Source organism: Bosea vaviloviae (genome assembly GCF_001741865.1).
Lineage (GTDB): Bacteria > Pseudomonadota > Alphaproteobacteria > Rhizobiales > Beijerinckiaceae > Allobosea > Allobosea vaviloviae.
The window spans coordinates 5,205,556-5,218,871 of record NZ_CP017147.1 but is presented as its reverse complement, the minus strand read 5'-3'; the positions used below and the strand labels follow the sequence as shown (position 1 = coordinate 5,218,871).

15 protein-coding genes are annotated in these 13,316 nt (G+C 63.8%); 8 read left to right on the top strand and 7 right to left on the bottom strand.

What is annotated here, in order from left to right; genetic code table 11:
- Nucleotides 1-145 precede the first annotated feature (145 nt).
- Nucleotides 146-1,393, bottom strand: a complete 1,248-nt coding sequence (locus BHK69_RS24045) for an NAD(P)/FAD-dependent oxidoreductase (protein ID WP_069693923.1) — start codon at nt 1,391-1,393, stop codon at nt 146-148.
- A 376-nt stretch (nt 1,394-1,769) separates the two neighbouring features.
- Here BHK69_RS24045 and BHK69_RS24040 point away from each other — a divergent pair, with 376 nt between their 5' ends.
- From BHK69_RS24040 to BHK69_RS24005, 8 genes are all read left to right on the top strand, one after another.
- A complete protein-coding gene (locus BHK69_RS24040; RefSeq protein ID WP_069692303.1) occupies nt 1,770-2,735 on the top strand; it encodes a hypothetical protein in 966 nt (321 codons plus the stop codon).
- 110 nt (nt 2,736-2,845) lie between these two features.
- A complete protein-coding gene (locus tag BHK69_RS24035) occupies nt 2,846-3,523 on the top strand; it encodes a glutathione S-transferase family protein (protein ID WP_244548303.1) in 678 nt (225 codons plus the stop codon).
- A 54-nt stretch (nt 3,524-3,577) separates the two neighbouring features.
- On the top strand, nt 3,578-4,261 hold the full coding sequence (rpe, locus tag BHK69_RS24030) for a ribulose-phosphate 3-epimerase (protein ID WP_069692302.1): 684 nt from the start codon (nt 3,578-3,580) through the stop codon (nt 4,259-4,261).
- Nucleotides 4,262-4,419: 158 nt separating this feature from the next.
- Nucleotides 4,420-5,727 (top strand): adenylosuccinate lyase, encoded by a 1,308-nt coding sequence (purB, locus tag BHK69_RS24025; protein WP_069692301.1) that lies wholly within the window; start codon nt 4,420-4,422, stop codon nt 5,725-5,727.
- 4 nt (nt 5,728-5,731) lie between these two features.
- Nucleotides 5,732-6,211 carry a hypothetical protein gene (locus BHK69_RS24020; RefSeq protein ID WP_069692300.1) on the top strand — a complete coding sequence of 160 codons (480 nt, stop codon included), beginning with the start codon at nt 5,732-5,734 and terminating at the stop codon, nt 6,209-6,211.
- 31 nt (nt 6,212-6,242) lie between these two features.
- The gene (locus BHK69_RS24015; RefSeq protein WP_069692299.1) at nt 6,243-6,521 is read left to right on the top strand and encodes a type II toxin-antitoxin system Phd/YefM family antitoxin; all 279 of its coding nucleotides are present in this window, start codon (nt 6,243-6,245) and stop codon (nt 6,519-6,521) included.
- Nucleotides 6,521-6,925: a type II toxin-antitoxin system VapC family toxin gene (locus BHK69_RS24010; RefSeq protein WP_069692298.1), complete on the top strand. Its 405-nt coding sequence runs from the start codon at nt 6,521-6,523 to the stop codon at nt 6,923-6,925. Before BHK69_RS24015 ends, BHK69_RS24010 begins: the two co-directional genes overlap by 1 nt.
- A gap of 3 nt (nt 6,926-6,928) precedes the next feature.
- Complete coding sequence (locus BHK69_RS24005) at nt 6,929-7,483, top strand: RBBP9/YdeN family alpha/beta hydrolase (RefSeq protein WP_069692297.1); 555 nt, start codon at nt 6,929-6,931, stop codon at nt 7,481-7,483.
- Nucleotides 7,484-7,723: 240 nt separating this feature from the next.
- Here the strand turns inward: BHK69_RS24005 and BHK69_RS24000 are convergent, their stop codons facing one another.
- From BHK69_RS24000 to BHK69_RS23975, 6 genes are all read right to left on the bottom strand, one after another.
- A complete protein-coding gene (locus tag BHK69_RS24000; protein ID WP_148663564.1) occupies nt 7,724-8,839 on the bottom strand; it encodes a branched-chain amino acid ABC transporter substrate-binding protein in 1,116 nt (371 codons plus the stop codon).
- A 129-nt stretch (nt 8,840-8,968) separates the two neighbouring features.
- The gene (locus tag BHK69_RS23995) at nt 8,969-9,343 is read right to left on the bottom strand and encodes a DUF6867 family protein (RefSeq protein ID WP_069692296.1); all 375 of its coding nucleotides are present in this window, start codon (nt 9,341-9,343) and stop codon (nt 8,969-8,971) included.
- A 1-nt stretch (nt 9,344) separates the two neighbouring features.
- The gene (locus BHK69_RS23990) at nt 9,345-10,076 is read right to left on the bottom strand and encodes an ABC transporter ATP-binding protein (protein WP_069692295.1); all 732 of its coding nucleotides are present in this window, start codon (nt 10,074-10,076) and stop codon (nt 9,345-9,347) included.
- On the bottom strand, nt 10,076-10,912 hold the full coding sequence (locus tag BHK69_RS23985) for an ABC transporter ATP-binding protein (protein WP_069692294.1): 837 nt from the start codon (nt 10,910-10,912) through the stop codon (nt 10,076-10,078). Before BHK69_RS23985 ends, BHK69_RS23990 begins: the two co-directional genes overlap by 1 nt.
- Nucleotides 10,912-12,291, bottom strand: a complete 1,380-nt coding sequence (gene livM, locus BHK69_RS23980) for a high-affinity branched-chain amino acid ABC transporter permease LivM (RefSeq protein WP_148663563.1) — start codon at nt 12,289-12,291, stop codon at nt 10,912-10,914. The genes BHK69_RS23985 and livM overlap by 1 nt, the downstream gene beginning before the upstream one ends.
- Before the next feature lie 4 nt (nt 12,292-12,295).
- Nucleotides 12,296-13,213, bottom strand: coding sequence for a branched-chain amino acid ABC transporter permease (locus BHK69_RS23975; protein ID WP_069692293.1), 918 nt, complete (start codon nt 13,211-13,213; stop codon nt 12,296-12,298).
- Nucleotides 13,214-13,316 lie beyond the last annotated feature (103 nt).

The following is a 13,316-nucleotide window of genomic DNA, read 5'->3' as shown; positions in this document are numbered from 1 at the left end:
GTGTCATCCCGTGCGCGCCGCAGCGTGAAACGCTACTGCGCAGATACGGGACCGCGTGACGAGACGGCGCCTCTTTTAACCTAAGAGCTGTCCCGCATCTGCGTAGCAGCACTGTGTGCTGCGGCGCGCACGGGATGACACCGCCTCAGCCGAACCGCGCGGCCGAGAACGGCGTCGGATCGACGAAGACCTTCTGGCCCGTCACCATCTCGGCGATCATCCGGCCCGTGACGGCCGCCAGCGTCAGCCCGTGATGGGCGTGGCCGATCGAGAACCACAGGTTCTTGTGCTTCGGCGCGGGGCCGATGATCGGCATCATGTCGGGTGTGCAAGGCCTGCGGCCGAGCCAGGGCTCGGCATCGACCCGCTCGCCAAGCGGGAACAGCGTCCTGGCGATCGGTTCGGCGCGGGCGAGCTGGACCGGCGTCTTGGGCGCATCGCGGTCGGCGAATTCAGCGCCCGTCGTCAAGCGGATGCCTTGCAGCATCGGCGCGAGGAAATAGCCGCGCTCGGTGTCGAGCACCGGGTGGTTGAGCACGGCGTTGCCTTGCGCCTTGTAATGCATGTGGTAGCCGCGCTTGACCGCGAGCGGCAGATGATAGCCGAGCTTGGTGGTGACCACATCGGCCCAGGGGCCGAGCGCGACGACAGCGTCCTTAGCCTGGGCCTTGGTGCCATCAGTGAGCGTCACGCTCCAGCCGGCGGCGTCCTGCACCAGCGTGCCGGCATCGCCCAAAGCGAGCTTGCCGCCGAGCTCTTCGAACCGCGCGACATAGGCTTTGGACAGGCCCAGCGGATCGACCACCGTGACCGGATCGGTCCAGTGCAGGCCGCCGATCAGGCTCTGGTCGAGATGCGGCTCCTCGCTGCGCAAGGTGGCGACGTCGAGCGCACGGTAGTTCAGGCCGAAATCGCGGTTCCAGCGTGCGGCCTCGGCCAAGCGCTGGTCCTGCTGGGCTGCGGTGCGGAACACCTTCATCCAGCCCTTGCGGCGCAGCAGATTGGTCGCGCCGGCCTCCTGCGCAAGCGTGTCATGCTCGCTGACGCAATGCTCGATCAGCGTCGCATATTTATGGGCGATGGCCTCATGCTGCGAGGCACGCGAATGCATCCAGTACGTCCACAGGAAGGGTGCGAGCTTGGGGATCGCGTTCCAATGGTAATGGGCGTCGATGGTGTTGTTCATCGCGTAGCGGATGAGCGCGCCGAAATCATGCGGGAAGCCGTAGGGGTAGACGCCCTCTCGCTGGATCAGCCCGGCATTGCCGTAGCTCGTCTCCTGGCCCGGACCGCGCTTGTCGACGAGCAGCACGGAGCGGCCCGCCTTTTGCAGATGCAGCGCCACCGAAATGCCGACGATCCCTGCGCCGAGGACGATGGTATCCGTCTGCATGTCATGCTCCTGCCAGATCACCTTTCTCACATTCGAACGAACCGTCCGAATGTGAGAAAGGTGATCGATTCTAAAAGTTTAGAGCATTGCTCACGCGAAAAACCGGTGCCCACTTTTTCGCGCAACGCTCTAGCTCGCTGCTGCAGCAAAATAGCCGTTTGCGGGACGATGTCAGCGCCACGGCGTATTTTTGCGGCCTTACGGCCAAAGTTTCGCAAGATTTGCGCCAATCGGCCTGACGCCGTGCGCGCGTCTCGCTTTGCCGGCTTTTTCTCGCAATTTTCTGCGCACGCAGGGCGGGCCTGCGGCGATAGTGCGTGACGCAAGGCGCCGGATCGGCGAGTGTCGCGGCTCTTCCAGTCCAGACCGGGCCTTCATGCTTTCGCGTTTCGCCGCTTCAATTGCCGCCGCTTTGGCCTGGCTCGGCCGTCATGGCACGCAGGGTTTCGCGCTCTCGATCTTCCTCGGACTGGCCTTGCCGCAGTTCTCGGCCGCGGCGCGCCCGGTGCTGCCGATCACGATCTTCTGCTTCACCACGATCGTGTTCATGCGGGCGGATTTCGGCATCATCGCCGGGCTCGTGCGGCGGCCGGGCAAGCTCATCCTGTCCTGTCTCTGGCTGGTCGCGGCGCCGGTCCTGCTGATCGGCGGGGCCTTCCTCCTGCTTGGCCGGGAGGCGCTCGATCCGGGTCTCCTGCTGGGGCTCGCCATCATGGGCGCCGCGCCGCCGATCATGTCGTCGCCGGCGGTCGCGATCCTCTATGGCTTCGAGCCGTCGCTGATCATCGCCTGCGTCATCCTGACCACGATCATCAGCCCTGTCGTCGCGCCCTTCCTGGTCGAATTGCTGGCGGGCACCGCGGTGCCGCTCGACAGCTGGGTGCTGGCGTTCAGGCTTCTGCTCTTCGTCGGCGGCGGCATGGCGGTCGCGGCGGCCCTACGGATCTGGCTCGGCGTCGAGCGGATCAAGGGGATGAAGGCCAATCTCGATGGCTTTGGCGTGCTGATGTATTTCATCTTCGCCATCGCCGCGATGGACGGCGTCACGCAGGCGGCGATCGACGATCCCAAGCGCGTGCTGCTCTTCCTGGCCTGCGTCTTCGCGGTCTCGGGCTTCGGGCTGCTTACGGCCTATCTCGTCTTGCGCCGCCTGCCGGCCTCGGAGCGCTTCATGATCGGCTACGGCTCGGGCCAGCGGAACATGGGCATGATCGTCGCGGCGCTCGGAGCCGGCGTGCCGCCCTCGACCTTCCTGTTCTTTGCCCTGGCGCAGTTCCCGATCTATCTGCAGCCTTGGCTGCTGCGCGGCCTCGCGACGCGTATTCGCCGCAGGGAGCCCTAAAGTCTTGGGCCTAAAGTCTTGGGCCTGCAGTCTGAGGCCTGAAGTCTCCTGCCGCGAGCTGACGGCCCGCTTTGCGAAGGTCGCCCCAACGCAACCGGGGCCTCGCCGTCATGATCACGCTCTATTCCGGGCCGCTCAGCCTGTTCTCCCGCAAGGTCGAGATCGCACTGCGCGAGAAGGCGCTGCCTTTCGAGCGCATCATGGTGCCCTTCAGCCAGACCGCGGGCTATGAGCCGAGGCATCCTGAAGTGCTGGCGCTGAACCCGAAAAGGCAGGTGCCGATCCTGAACGACGAGGGGCTGGTCGTCTATGATTCCACGATCATCCTCGAATATCTCGATGAAGCCTATCCGCAGCCGTCGCTCTATCCCAAGACCCCGGCGGAGCGTGCGCGCTGCCGGCTGGACGAGCTTTTCGCCGACGAAATCCTGTTCATGGCCGTGCGCCCGCTGATGCATCGCAGCGAGCCGCCGACGGCGGACCGCAACAAGCGGGTGGCGCAGGAGACCGATGCGCTGATCGCCGAGGCCGAGCTCGCGCGGCATTATTGCGGGCTCAATGAGCGATTGGCCGGCCGTGACTTCCTCGGCGAGGCGTTGTCCGTGGCCGATATCGGGCTGTTCATGACCCTGCTGTGGGCACTGCGTCTCGGCGCGCCGCCCCTGGCCGACTATGGCGAGCTCGCCGGCTGGTTTGACCGCTTGAGCGGCCGGCCGGCCTTCGCCGTGGCGGCGGAGGAAGTGGCTGAGGCCGACAGGCGGCTGTCATACCCGGTGAAGCGGCGTTGAAAAGCATCTGGATTTGATTGCGGCGCCGGCTTGCGGGCGTTAAACGCTTGGCGCATGAGCGCTCCCATCCGCATCGCCCCATCGATCCTCTCGGCCGATTTCTCGAAACTGGGCGAGGAAGTGCGCGCGATCGACGAGGCAGGAGCCGACTGGATCCATTGCGATGTGATGGACGGGCATTTCGTGCCCAACATCACCTTCGGGCCGGATGTATTGAAGGCGATCCGCCCCTGCACCAAGAAGCTCTTCGACGTGCATCTGATGATCGCGCCGGTCGATCCTTATGTCGAAGCCTTCGCCAAGGCGGGCGCCGATCTCATTTCCTTCCATGTCGAGGCCGGGCCGCATGCCCACCGGACGCTGCAGACGATCCGGGGTCACGGCAAGCAGGCCGGCATCGTGCTCAATCCCGGCACACATGAAAGCGCGATCGAACCGCTGCTCGACGATCTCGACTTGATCCTGCTGATGACGGTCAATCCCGGCTTCGGTGGGCAGAGCTTCATCCGCTCCGTGCTCGAGAAGATCGCCCGGGTGCGCGCCATGATCGGCGAACGGCCGATCGCACTCGAAATCGATGGCGGGGCCAGTCCCGAGACCGCGCCGCTTGCGGCAAAGGCCGGAGCGAATGTCCTCGTCGCCGGCTCTGCCGTGTTCAAGGGCGGGCCGGCCGCCTATGCCAACAATATCTCCGCGATCCGCAAGGCGGCCGAAGCCGCGCGCGGGCAGTGGGTTTGAGATTGACTGAGATGATCGCGTAACCGAACCACCCCGTCATGGTCGGGCTTGTCCCGACCATCCACGTCTTTGCCGCTTGCCATTCTCGTAACGGTTCAAGACGTGGATGCTCGGCACAGGGCCGAGCATGACGGCATGGCAAGAAGGCAAGACCGAACATGATCCCGCGTTATTCCCGCCCCGAGATGGTCGCGATCTGGGAGCCGCAGACCCGCTTCCGGATCTGGTTCGAGATCGAGGCGCACGCCACCGACAAGCTCGCCGAACTCGGCGTGGTGCCGAAGGAGGCTGCGGCCACGATCTGGGCCAAGGCCAAGGACGCGACCTTCGATGTCGCGCGCATCGACGAGATCGAGCGCGTCACCAAGCATGACGTCATCGCGTTTCTCACGCATCTGGCCGAGATCGTCGGGCCGGAAGCCCGCTTCGTCCATCAGGGCATGACCTCCTCCGACATTTTGGACACGACGCTTTCGGTGCAGCTCGCGCGCGCCACCGACCTGCTGATCGCAGATGTCGATGCGCTGCTTGCGGCGATCAAGCGCCGGGCTTTCGAGCACAAGCTGACGCCGACCATCGGCCGTTCGCACGGCATCCATGCCGAGCCGGTGACCTTCGGGCTCAAGCTGGCGCAGGCCTATGCCGAGTTCGACCGCTGCAAGGCTCGCTTGGTCGCGGCCCGGGCCGAGATCGCGACCTGCGCAATTTCGGGCGCGGTCGGCACCTTCGCCAATATCGACCCCTCGGTGGAGGCCTATGTCGCGGAGAAGATGGGGCTGAGTGTCGAGCCGGTCTCGACCCAGGTCATCCCGCGCGACCGGCATGCGATGTATTTCGCCACGCTCGGCGTCGTCGCCTCCAGCGTCGAGCGGCTCGCGACCGAGATCCGCCACTTGCAGCGCACCGAGGTCTATGAGGCGGAGGAGTTCTTCTCGCCTGGCCAGAAGGGCTCCTCGGCGATGCCGCACAAGCGCAACCCGGTGCTGACCGAGAACCTGACCGGGCTTGCCCGCCTCGTGCGCGGCATGGTCGTGCCGGCGCTGGAGAATGTCGCGCTCTGGCATGAGCGCGATATCTCGCATTCCTCGGTCGAGCGCATGATCGGCCCCGACGCCACAGTGACGCTCGATTTCGCGCTCGCCCGCCTCACCGGCGTCGTCGACAAGCTGCTGATCTACCCGCAGAACATGCGCAAGAACCTCGACAGGCTCGGCGGCCTGCACAATTCGCAGCGCGTGCTGCTGGCCCTGACCCAGGCCGGCGCCAGCCGCGAGGAGAGCTATTCGCTCGTCCAGCGCAACGCGATGCGCACCTGGGAGCATGGCGAGGATTTCCTCACCAACCTCAAGAAGGATGCCGAGGTAACAGCGAAGCTGTCAGTGGCGGAACTCGAGGCGATGTTCGACGAAGGCTATCACTTCAAGCATGTCGACACGATCTTCGCACGGGTGTTTGGAGAGGGGTGATGCAATGGCAATCGATCCGTCCGCTCAAAGTGCGGAGCAGCTGTCGACGCTAATTCAGCGCTACCAAGAGCGGGGACTTACAGATCGCGCCGAATACGCAGCCTATGTTGAAGCCTATGCAGCAAAGGCGGTGCCCAAGCTGAAGCTCGACACTACGATTTCGGCCATTCGGGAAGCTGCTCGGATGAAGCAGTTCATCAGCTACGGCGACCTTGCCAGTTCAAACAGTGTTGAATGGTCGTCGGTCCGCCGCTTGATGCCGAAGCACCTCGATAGCATTTTATGGAAATGTCATCATCTCGGCTGGCCCCTCATCACCGCCATAGTTGTCAATAAACAGCACTTGCAAACTGGCGCCATGGAAATGGAATCCCTCGCAGGTTTTTCAGAAGGCGCACGGCGCCTGGGAGTGTCCGTAACTGACGAACCATCGTTCCTACAGCAGCAACAGAAACTGACGTTCGACTGGGCGTCGGAAACTTGAATCAACCAGTCAACCAGTTTAAATTCCTCCGATGATCACCGTCGGCGCCTTTGAAGCCAAGACCAAATTCTCCGAGCTGCTCGACCGCGTCGAGCGGGGCGAGGAGATTGTGATCACGCGCCATGGTCATAGGGTGGCTCGCATCATCAGTGATCCGCCGCTTGACGCCATGGCCGAGCAGAAGGCGCGCGAGACCAAGGCGGCGGAAGTCATGGCCGAGTTTGCGCGCGTCAGGGAGATGCTGCGGGCCGAGGGCGTGAGTTTCACGGTCGATGATATTCTTTCCGCGAGAGATGAAGGCCGGCGTTGATGGCGGTTTTCGATGCGTCGGTCGTTGTCGCGGCGATGTCGCCCGATGAGGGGCAGCCGCGAGCTGTCGCAGCGCTTGCGCCTTATCTCGGGGGCGGCGGCCTGGTTCCCGGCCTCTGGTCTCTTGAGGTGGCGAATGTTCTGCTTACGAAACGTCGAAGGGGTGTCCTTACTCCCGACCATGTCGATGCTGTATGGCGCGCGATCATGCGCATTCCCGTCGAGACGCATCATGCGGCTGCCGCAGAGGTTCAATCCGCCGTGATGCCGCTGGCCGCATTGCATGGCCTGACGAGCTATGATGCCTGCTATCTCGAACTCGCGCTACGATTTACGGTCCCTCTCGCCACCCTCGACAGTAAACTGATCGCGGCTGCGCGAGCTGAAGGCGTCACGGTTCTATAAGCGATGAAATCCTCCGAAGCCGACATCCTCATTATCCCCGGCTGGTCCGGGTCCGGGCCTGATCATTGGCAAAGCCGCTGGGAGACCAGGCTCAAGACGGCGCGGCGCGTCGAGCAGGCGGATTGGCTCAAGCCGCAGCGCGAGGAATGGGCCGCGCGCATCGTCGAGGCGGTGCGGGCCGCCACGCGCCCCGTGGTGCTGGTCGCGCATTCGGCCGGCGTCAGCGCGGTCGCACACGCAGCCGAACATCTCAAACCCGGCGAGGTCGCGGGAGCGTTCCTGGTCTCTCCGGTGTCGGAGGACGCCAAGCGCGCCCTTCCGGATATGGAAGCCGAGTTCGCCGTGCATCGGCGCGAGACGCTGCCCTTTCCGGCCACGGTCATCGCCAGCGCGACCGATCCCTATTGTTCGCAGGACGAGGCCAGAGCGCTGGCCGAAGCCTGGGGCGCGACCTTCGTCGACGCCGGTGACAGCGGCCACCTCAACAGTGATTCCGGACATGGCCCCTGGCCGGACGGGCTCCTGCAGTTCGCGAGTTTTCTCAGGCGCTTGGGCTGAGCAGCTGCGGGCTTGATTCCGCCGTCATTACGAGCGCCCGGGTCTTGCCTTCGGCAAGCCCGAGTACAGGCTCCGCGAAGCAATCCAGGGGATGTGGAGCGAGCCCTCCTGGATTGCTTCGTCGCTCACGCTCCTCGCAATGACGCGGACATATGGTTCGGGCACCTCCAAAAACAAAACCGCCCCGGATTGCTCCGGGGCGGTCTCGTTTCACGCCAGGCGGCGATCAGCTAGTCGAGATCAATTCTCGACATAGGTGATCTTGCCGTCGGTGCCCTTCTTCCAGGTGTAGACGGTGTAATCCGGGCGGGTGATGTCGCCCTTCTTGTCGTAGGTGATGTCGCCGATCACGGTCTTGAAGGTCTTGCCCGAGCGCATGTACTCGGAGACCTTCTTGGGATCGAGCGACTTGGCGCCCTCGGCCGCCTGCTTGAGGATCTCGACGGCGGCGTAGGAGTAGAGCGTGTACGCCTCCGGCTTGAACTTGCGGGCCTCGAACTTCTTGAGGATGGCGGCGGCTTCAGGACGCTTCTGCGGGTCCGGCGGGAAGGTCATCAGCGTGCCTTCGACGCCGGGTCCGCCGATCGTGGCGAACTCGTCGGTGGTGATGCCGTCGCCCGAGATCATCACGGTCTTCAGGCCCTGGTCGCGCATCTGGCGGACGATCAGGCCGCCTTCAGTGTGCAGGCCACCCCAGTAGAGGTAGTCGGCGCCGACGGACTTCAGCTTGGAGATCAGCGCCGAATAATCCTTCTCGCCGGCGTTGACGCCTTCATAGAGCACGTCCTTGACGCCCGCCTTGGTCAGGCCCTTGCGGGTCTCGTCAGCGAGGCCCTGGCCGTAGGTGGTCTTGTCGTGGACGACGGCGATCTTCTTGCCCTTGAGGTTCTTGGCGATATAGGCAGCCGCGACCTCACCCTGCTGGTCGTCGCGACCGCAGGTGCGGAACACGTTCCAGAGACCGCGCTCGGTGATCTTCGGGTTGGTGGCCGAGGGCGAGATCATCGCGATGCCGTTCTCGGCATAAACTTCCGAGGCCGGCATGGTGACGCCGGAGTTGAAGTGGCCGATCACGAACTTGACGCCGTCGCCGACGAACTTGTTGGCGACGGAGACGCCCTGCTTGGGATCGGAGACGTCGTCGCCGACCGACAGCGCGATCTTCTGGCCCAGGATGCCGCCAGCCGCGTTGATGTCGTCGATCGCCTGCTCGGTGCCGTTCTTCAGCTGGGCGCCGAAGGCGGCGTTGGGGCCTGTGATCGGCCCGGCGACGCCGAACTTGATCTGTGCATTCGCCACGCCGGAGAAGGCGAGGACGGCGCCGAGCGCGATACCGCTCAACAGCAGTTTCTTCATGAGATCAGACTCCCCTGTGATTACTATGAACGGGCTGGATGGTCCGCCCGTCTCGGCGCGCGCTGCTACCGTGAAACGCAGTCTTGCGCTTTTTCAACGGTCTGTCACGCGTCAAGCTCGTCGCCATTTTCAGGCTATTTCGGCCTTGATTGTCACGCCTTCGCGCGCTTTCCAGCCGAATGGGCCGGTGCGTTCGAAGAGCCAGCGATATTGGGTCGTCATCTGCCTGGCGCGGTTGTAGCGCCAGCCGGCAAAGCCGAAGGCCATCAGCACGATCGTGTCGACGATGTAGTAGTGCAGCGTCAGCAGCGTCGCCTCGAACAGCGCAAAATGGATGAAGCGCACGGCGAGCCCGAGAACCAGGATGTAGAGCACAAGCTGGAAAGTCGGCTTCCATGCCTTGGCCACGGCGCGGCCCGACATCCAGGCGAGCCAGCCGCCCATCACCACCGTGACCAGCAGGAACAGCCAGACCGTCGGTTCTTCGTAGAGGATGCCTTGCATGTCAGTGCCTCCCGCCTTCGAGATAGGCGGCACGCACCTGCGGATTGGCAAGCAGTTCCTGGCCCGTGCCGCTCATGGTGATGAGGCCGTTGACCATGACATAGCCGCGATGGGCGAGCTTGAGCGCATGGAAGGCGTTCTGCTCGACCAGGAAGACGGTCAGCCCCTCCGTCTTGTTGAGCTCTCGGATCGCCTCGAAGATCTGCTTCACGATCAGCGGGGCAAGCCCCAGCGAGGGCTCGTCGAGCAGGAGGAGCTTGGGCCTGGCCATCAGGGCGCGCGCGATCGCCACCATCTGCTGCTCGCCGCCCGAGAGCGTGCCGCCGCGTTGCTGCAGCCGCTCCTTGATGCGCGGGAAGAGCACGCAGATCTTTTCGAGGTCCTCGTCGAAATGGGCGAGGTCGCGCACGGCCGCGCCCATCTGCAGATTCTCGAAGACGGTCATGCGCGGGAAGATGCGCCTGCCCTCCGGGGATTGAGCGATACCCAGCCTTGCAATCAGGTGGCTCGGCATCTTGGTGATGTCGCGCCCCTCATAGGTGATGCTGCCTTCGCGCGCCTGCGGGTTGCCGAAGATCGTCATCATCAGGGTGGATTTGCCGGCGCCGTTGGCTCCGATCATGGTGACGATCTCGCCGGCGCGGACATCGACGTCGACGCCTTTGAGAGCGATGATCTTGCCGTAATAGGTCTTGACGCCGCGTACGGTGAGAAGAGGCTGGGCTTCGGTCATCACAGTCCGACCTCTGCTTCCACGGCCGCGACCTCGTCGTCGTCGACGCCGAGATAAGCCGCGATCACCTTAGGATCGGCCTGGACCTCGGCTGGCGTGCCGTCGGCGATCTTGGTGCCGTAGTCGAGCACCACAACATGGTCCGAAATCTCCATCACCACCGACATGTCATGCTCGATCAGCAGGAGCGCCGTGCCGATATCCTTGCGGATCGAGAGCAGCAGCTCGTTTAGGTCATGGCTCTCGCGCGGGTTGAGGCCGGCGGCCGGTTCGTCGAGGCAGAGCAGGACCGGCTCGGTGCACATGGCGCGCGCGATCTCGAGGCGGCGCTGATCGCCATAAGGCAGGTCGGCCGCGGGGTCGTCGGCGCGGTCGATCAGCTTGATCTTCTCGAGCCAGAATTTGGCCTTCTCGATCGCCTCCTTCTCGCGCGCCTTGTAGCTGCCGACGCCGAGCACGCCGAGGAAGGTGAAGCCCGAGGCGATCATCAACGGATTGTGCTGGGCGACGAGAAGGTTCTCCAGCACGGTCATGCCGCCGAAGAGGCGGATGTTCTGGAAAGTGCGGGCGACCTTGGCCTTCCAGGAGATCCGGAAATCCGGCATGCGCTCGAGCAGATAGCTCGCGCCGCTGTCATGCGTCAGCGCCATCAAGCCTTCGGTGGGCTTATAAAAGCCGGTGATGCAGTTGAAGACGGTGGTCTTGCCGGCTCCGTTGGGGCCGATCAGCGCGGTGATGTCGCCCTTGCGGGCCTCGAAGGAGAGGTCGTTGACGGCGGTGAGGCCGCCGAAGCGCATGGTGACATGCTCGACCTGGAGAAGCGGAGGCGTCGTCATCAGCCGTGGCCCTCCTGGACCATGTCGGACGAAATCGCCTTCTTTTCCTTGAGGAAGGCCGTCGGCTCGCGCGTCGAGATCAGTCCGCGCGGCTTCCAGATCATGATCACCACCATGGCCAGGCCGAAGATCAGCATGCGGTATTTGGTCGGGTCGAAATCATTGCCGAAGATCGCCTTCAGCCAGTCGAGCTCGCGCAGCAGCTCGGTGCCGCCGATCATGGCGATCGCGGCGATGGCGCAGCCCCAGAGCGAGCCCATGCCGCCGAGCACGACGATCGCCAGGATGATGGCCGATTCCATGAAGACGAAGGATTCCGGTGAGATGAAGCCCTGCCGCGCCGAGAAGAAGGCGCCGGCGAAGCCGCCGAACATGGCGCCGATCGAGAAAGCGGTGAGCTTGGTGTTGGTGGTGTTGATGCCGAGGGAACGGCAGGCGATCTCATCTTCGCGCAAGGCTTCCCAGGCCCGGCCCACCGGTAATCGTCTGAGACGCAGCGAGACGAAGGCGGTCAGCAGGGCAAGCGCCAGGATCAGATAATAGAGGAAGATCGTTCGGTAGAGCGGCGAGAATTCCAGCCCGAACACGGCTGCGAAGCCCTCATCGCTGGCATTGAAGGGGATGCCGAAGAAGCTCGGCCGCGGAATGCCGGAGATGCCGGCATAGCCGTTGGAGAAATCGACCCAGTTGATCAGGACGAGGCGGATGATCTCGCCGAAGGCGAGCGTGACGATGGCGAGATAGTCGCCGCGCAGGCGTAGCACGGGAAAGCCGAGCAGCATGCCCCAGAAGGCAGCGAGAATGCCGGAGAGCGGCAGCAGGAGCCAGAAGGACAGGCCGAAATTCTTGGCCAGCAGCGCGTAGGAATAGGCGCCGACCGCATAGAAGGCGACATAGCCGAGGTCGAGCAGGCCGGCGAGGCCGACGACGATGTTCAGCCCCCAGCCAAGCATGACGTAGATCAGGATCTGGACGCCGAAATTGTCGATCCATTTCAGCGCGCCGCCCCAGCCGGTCAGCATGACCGCGATAAGCGGAAAGGTGATCAGGAAGCCCAGCCCCAGCGCCGAGAAGATGCCGGAGTGGCGCTGGAAGAAGGCGAAGGTGCCGTGCGGCAGGAAGCGCACCAGCGACTTCCTCTCGGCCTTGCCTTGCTGGCGCAGCACGACCAGGAAGCGCCCGATGAAGACGATTGCGACCGCCCAGGCAACGGCCTCCCAGCGCTGGTCGAGCACCAGCACGTTTTCCATGTTCTGGCGTGTGCCCCAGGCGATGATCGGGATGCACAGGCCGAAGGTGACGAGGGCGGCAAAGCCGGCCTCCTTGAGTGCCGTCTTCATGTCGCGCTTCGGCGCGACCGGAGTCGAGGTCGTCGTCATGGCTTCAGACCTTCTCGACTTCGGGGCGGCCAAGGATGCCCGAAGGCATGAAGACCAGCACGATCGCGAGAATGCAGAAGGCCGCGACGTCCTTGTAGTCGATGGTGAAATAGGCTGACCACATCACCTCGATCAGCCCGATCAGCAGGCCGCCGATGACGGCGCCGGGCAGCGAGCCGATGCCGCCGAGCACAGCGGCGGTGAAGGCCTTCACGCCGGGGATGAAGCCGTCATTGAAGCTGACCACGCCGTAGAGCACGAGGTACATCACGCCGGCGACCGCAGCGAGCGCCGCGCCCATCACGAAAGTGATCGAGATCGTGCGGTCGACGTCGATGCCAAGCAGCGCGGCCATCTTGCGGTCCTGCTCGCAGGCGCGCTGGGCTCGCCCGAGCGGCGTCTTCTGGACGATGTACCAGAAGGCCGCCAGCAGCACGGCCGTCGTCACGATGATGACGATCTGCTTGTAGGAGATCTGGACCGAATAGGTCGCGCTGTTGATGAGCGTGATCGAGTCGTTCAGCATCGGCGCGGTCGATTTGTTGCGCGGGCCCTGTACGACCTGGACGAAGTTCGACAGGAAGATCGACATGCCGATCGCCGAGATCAGCGGCGCGAGGCGGAAGGAACCGCGCAGCGGCCGATAGGCGACGCGTTCGATCGCCCAGTTCCACAGCGAGGTGAAGAACATCGCCAAAGCGAGCACGACGATGAGCGCCACCACGATCAGCCCGGCGCCGAACCAGGAGGCGATCAGCATGAAGAAGATCAGCGCGATGAAGGCCGACAGCATGAAGATATCGCCATGGGCGAAGTTCACCATGCCGATGATGCCGAAGACCATCGTGTAGCCGATGGCGATGAGGCCGTAGATCGACCCCAGGGTCAGCCCATTGATGAGCTGCTGGAGAAACACTTCCATCGTCGACGCCTAACCCCTCTCATCCGCTCCCATTCTTTTCGACGGCATGACGCCGACGCATGCGGGATGCGATTGCTACGCAGAGCTACCAATGGCTTGCGGC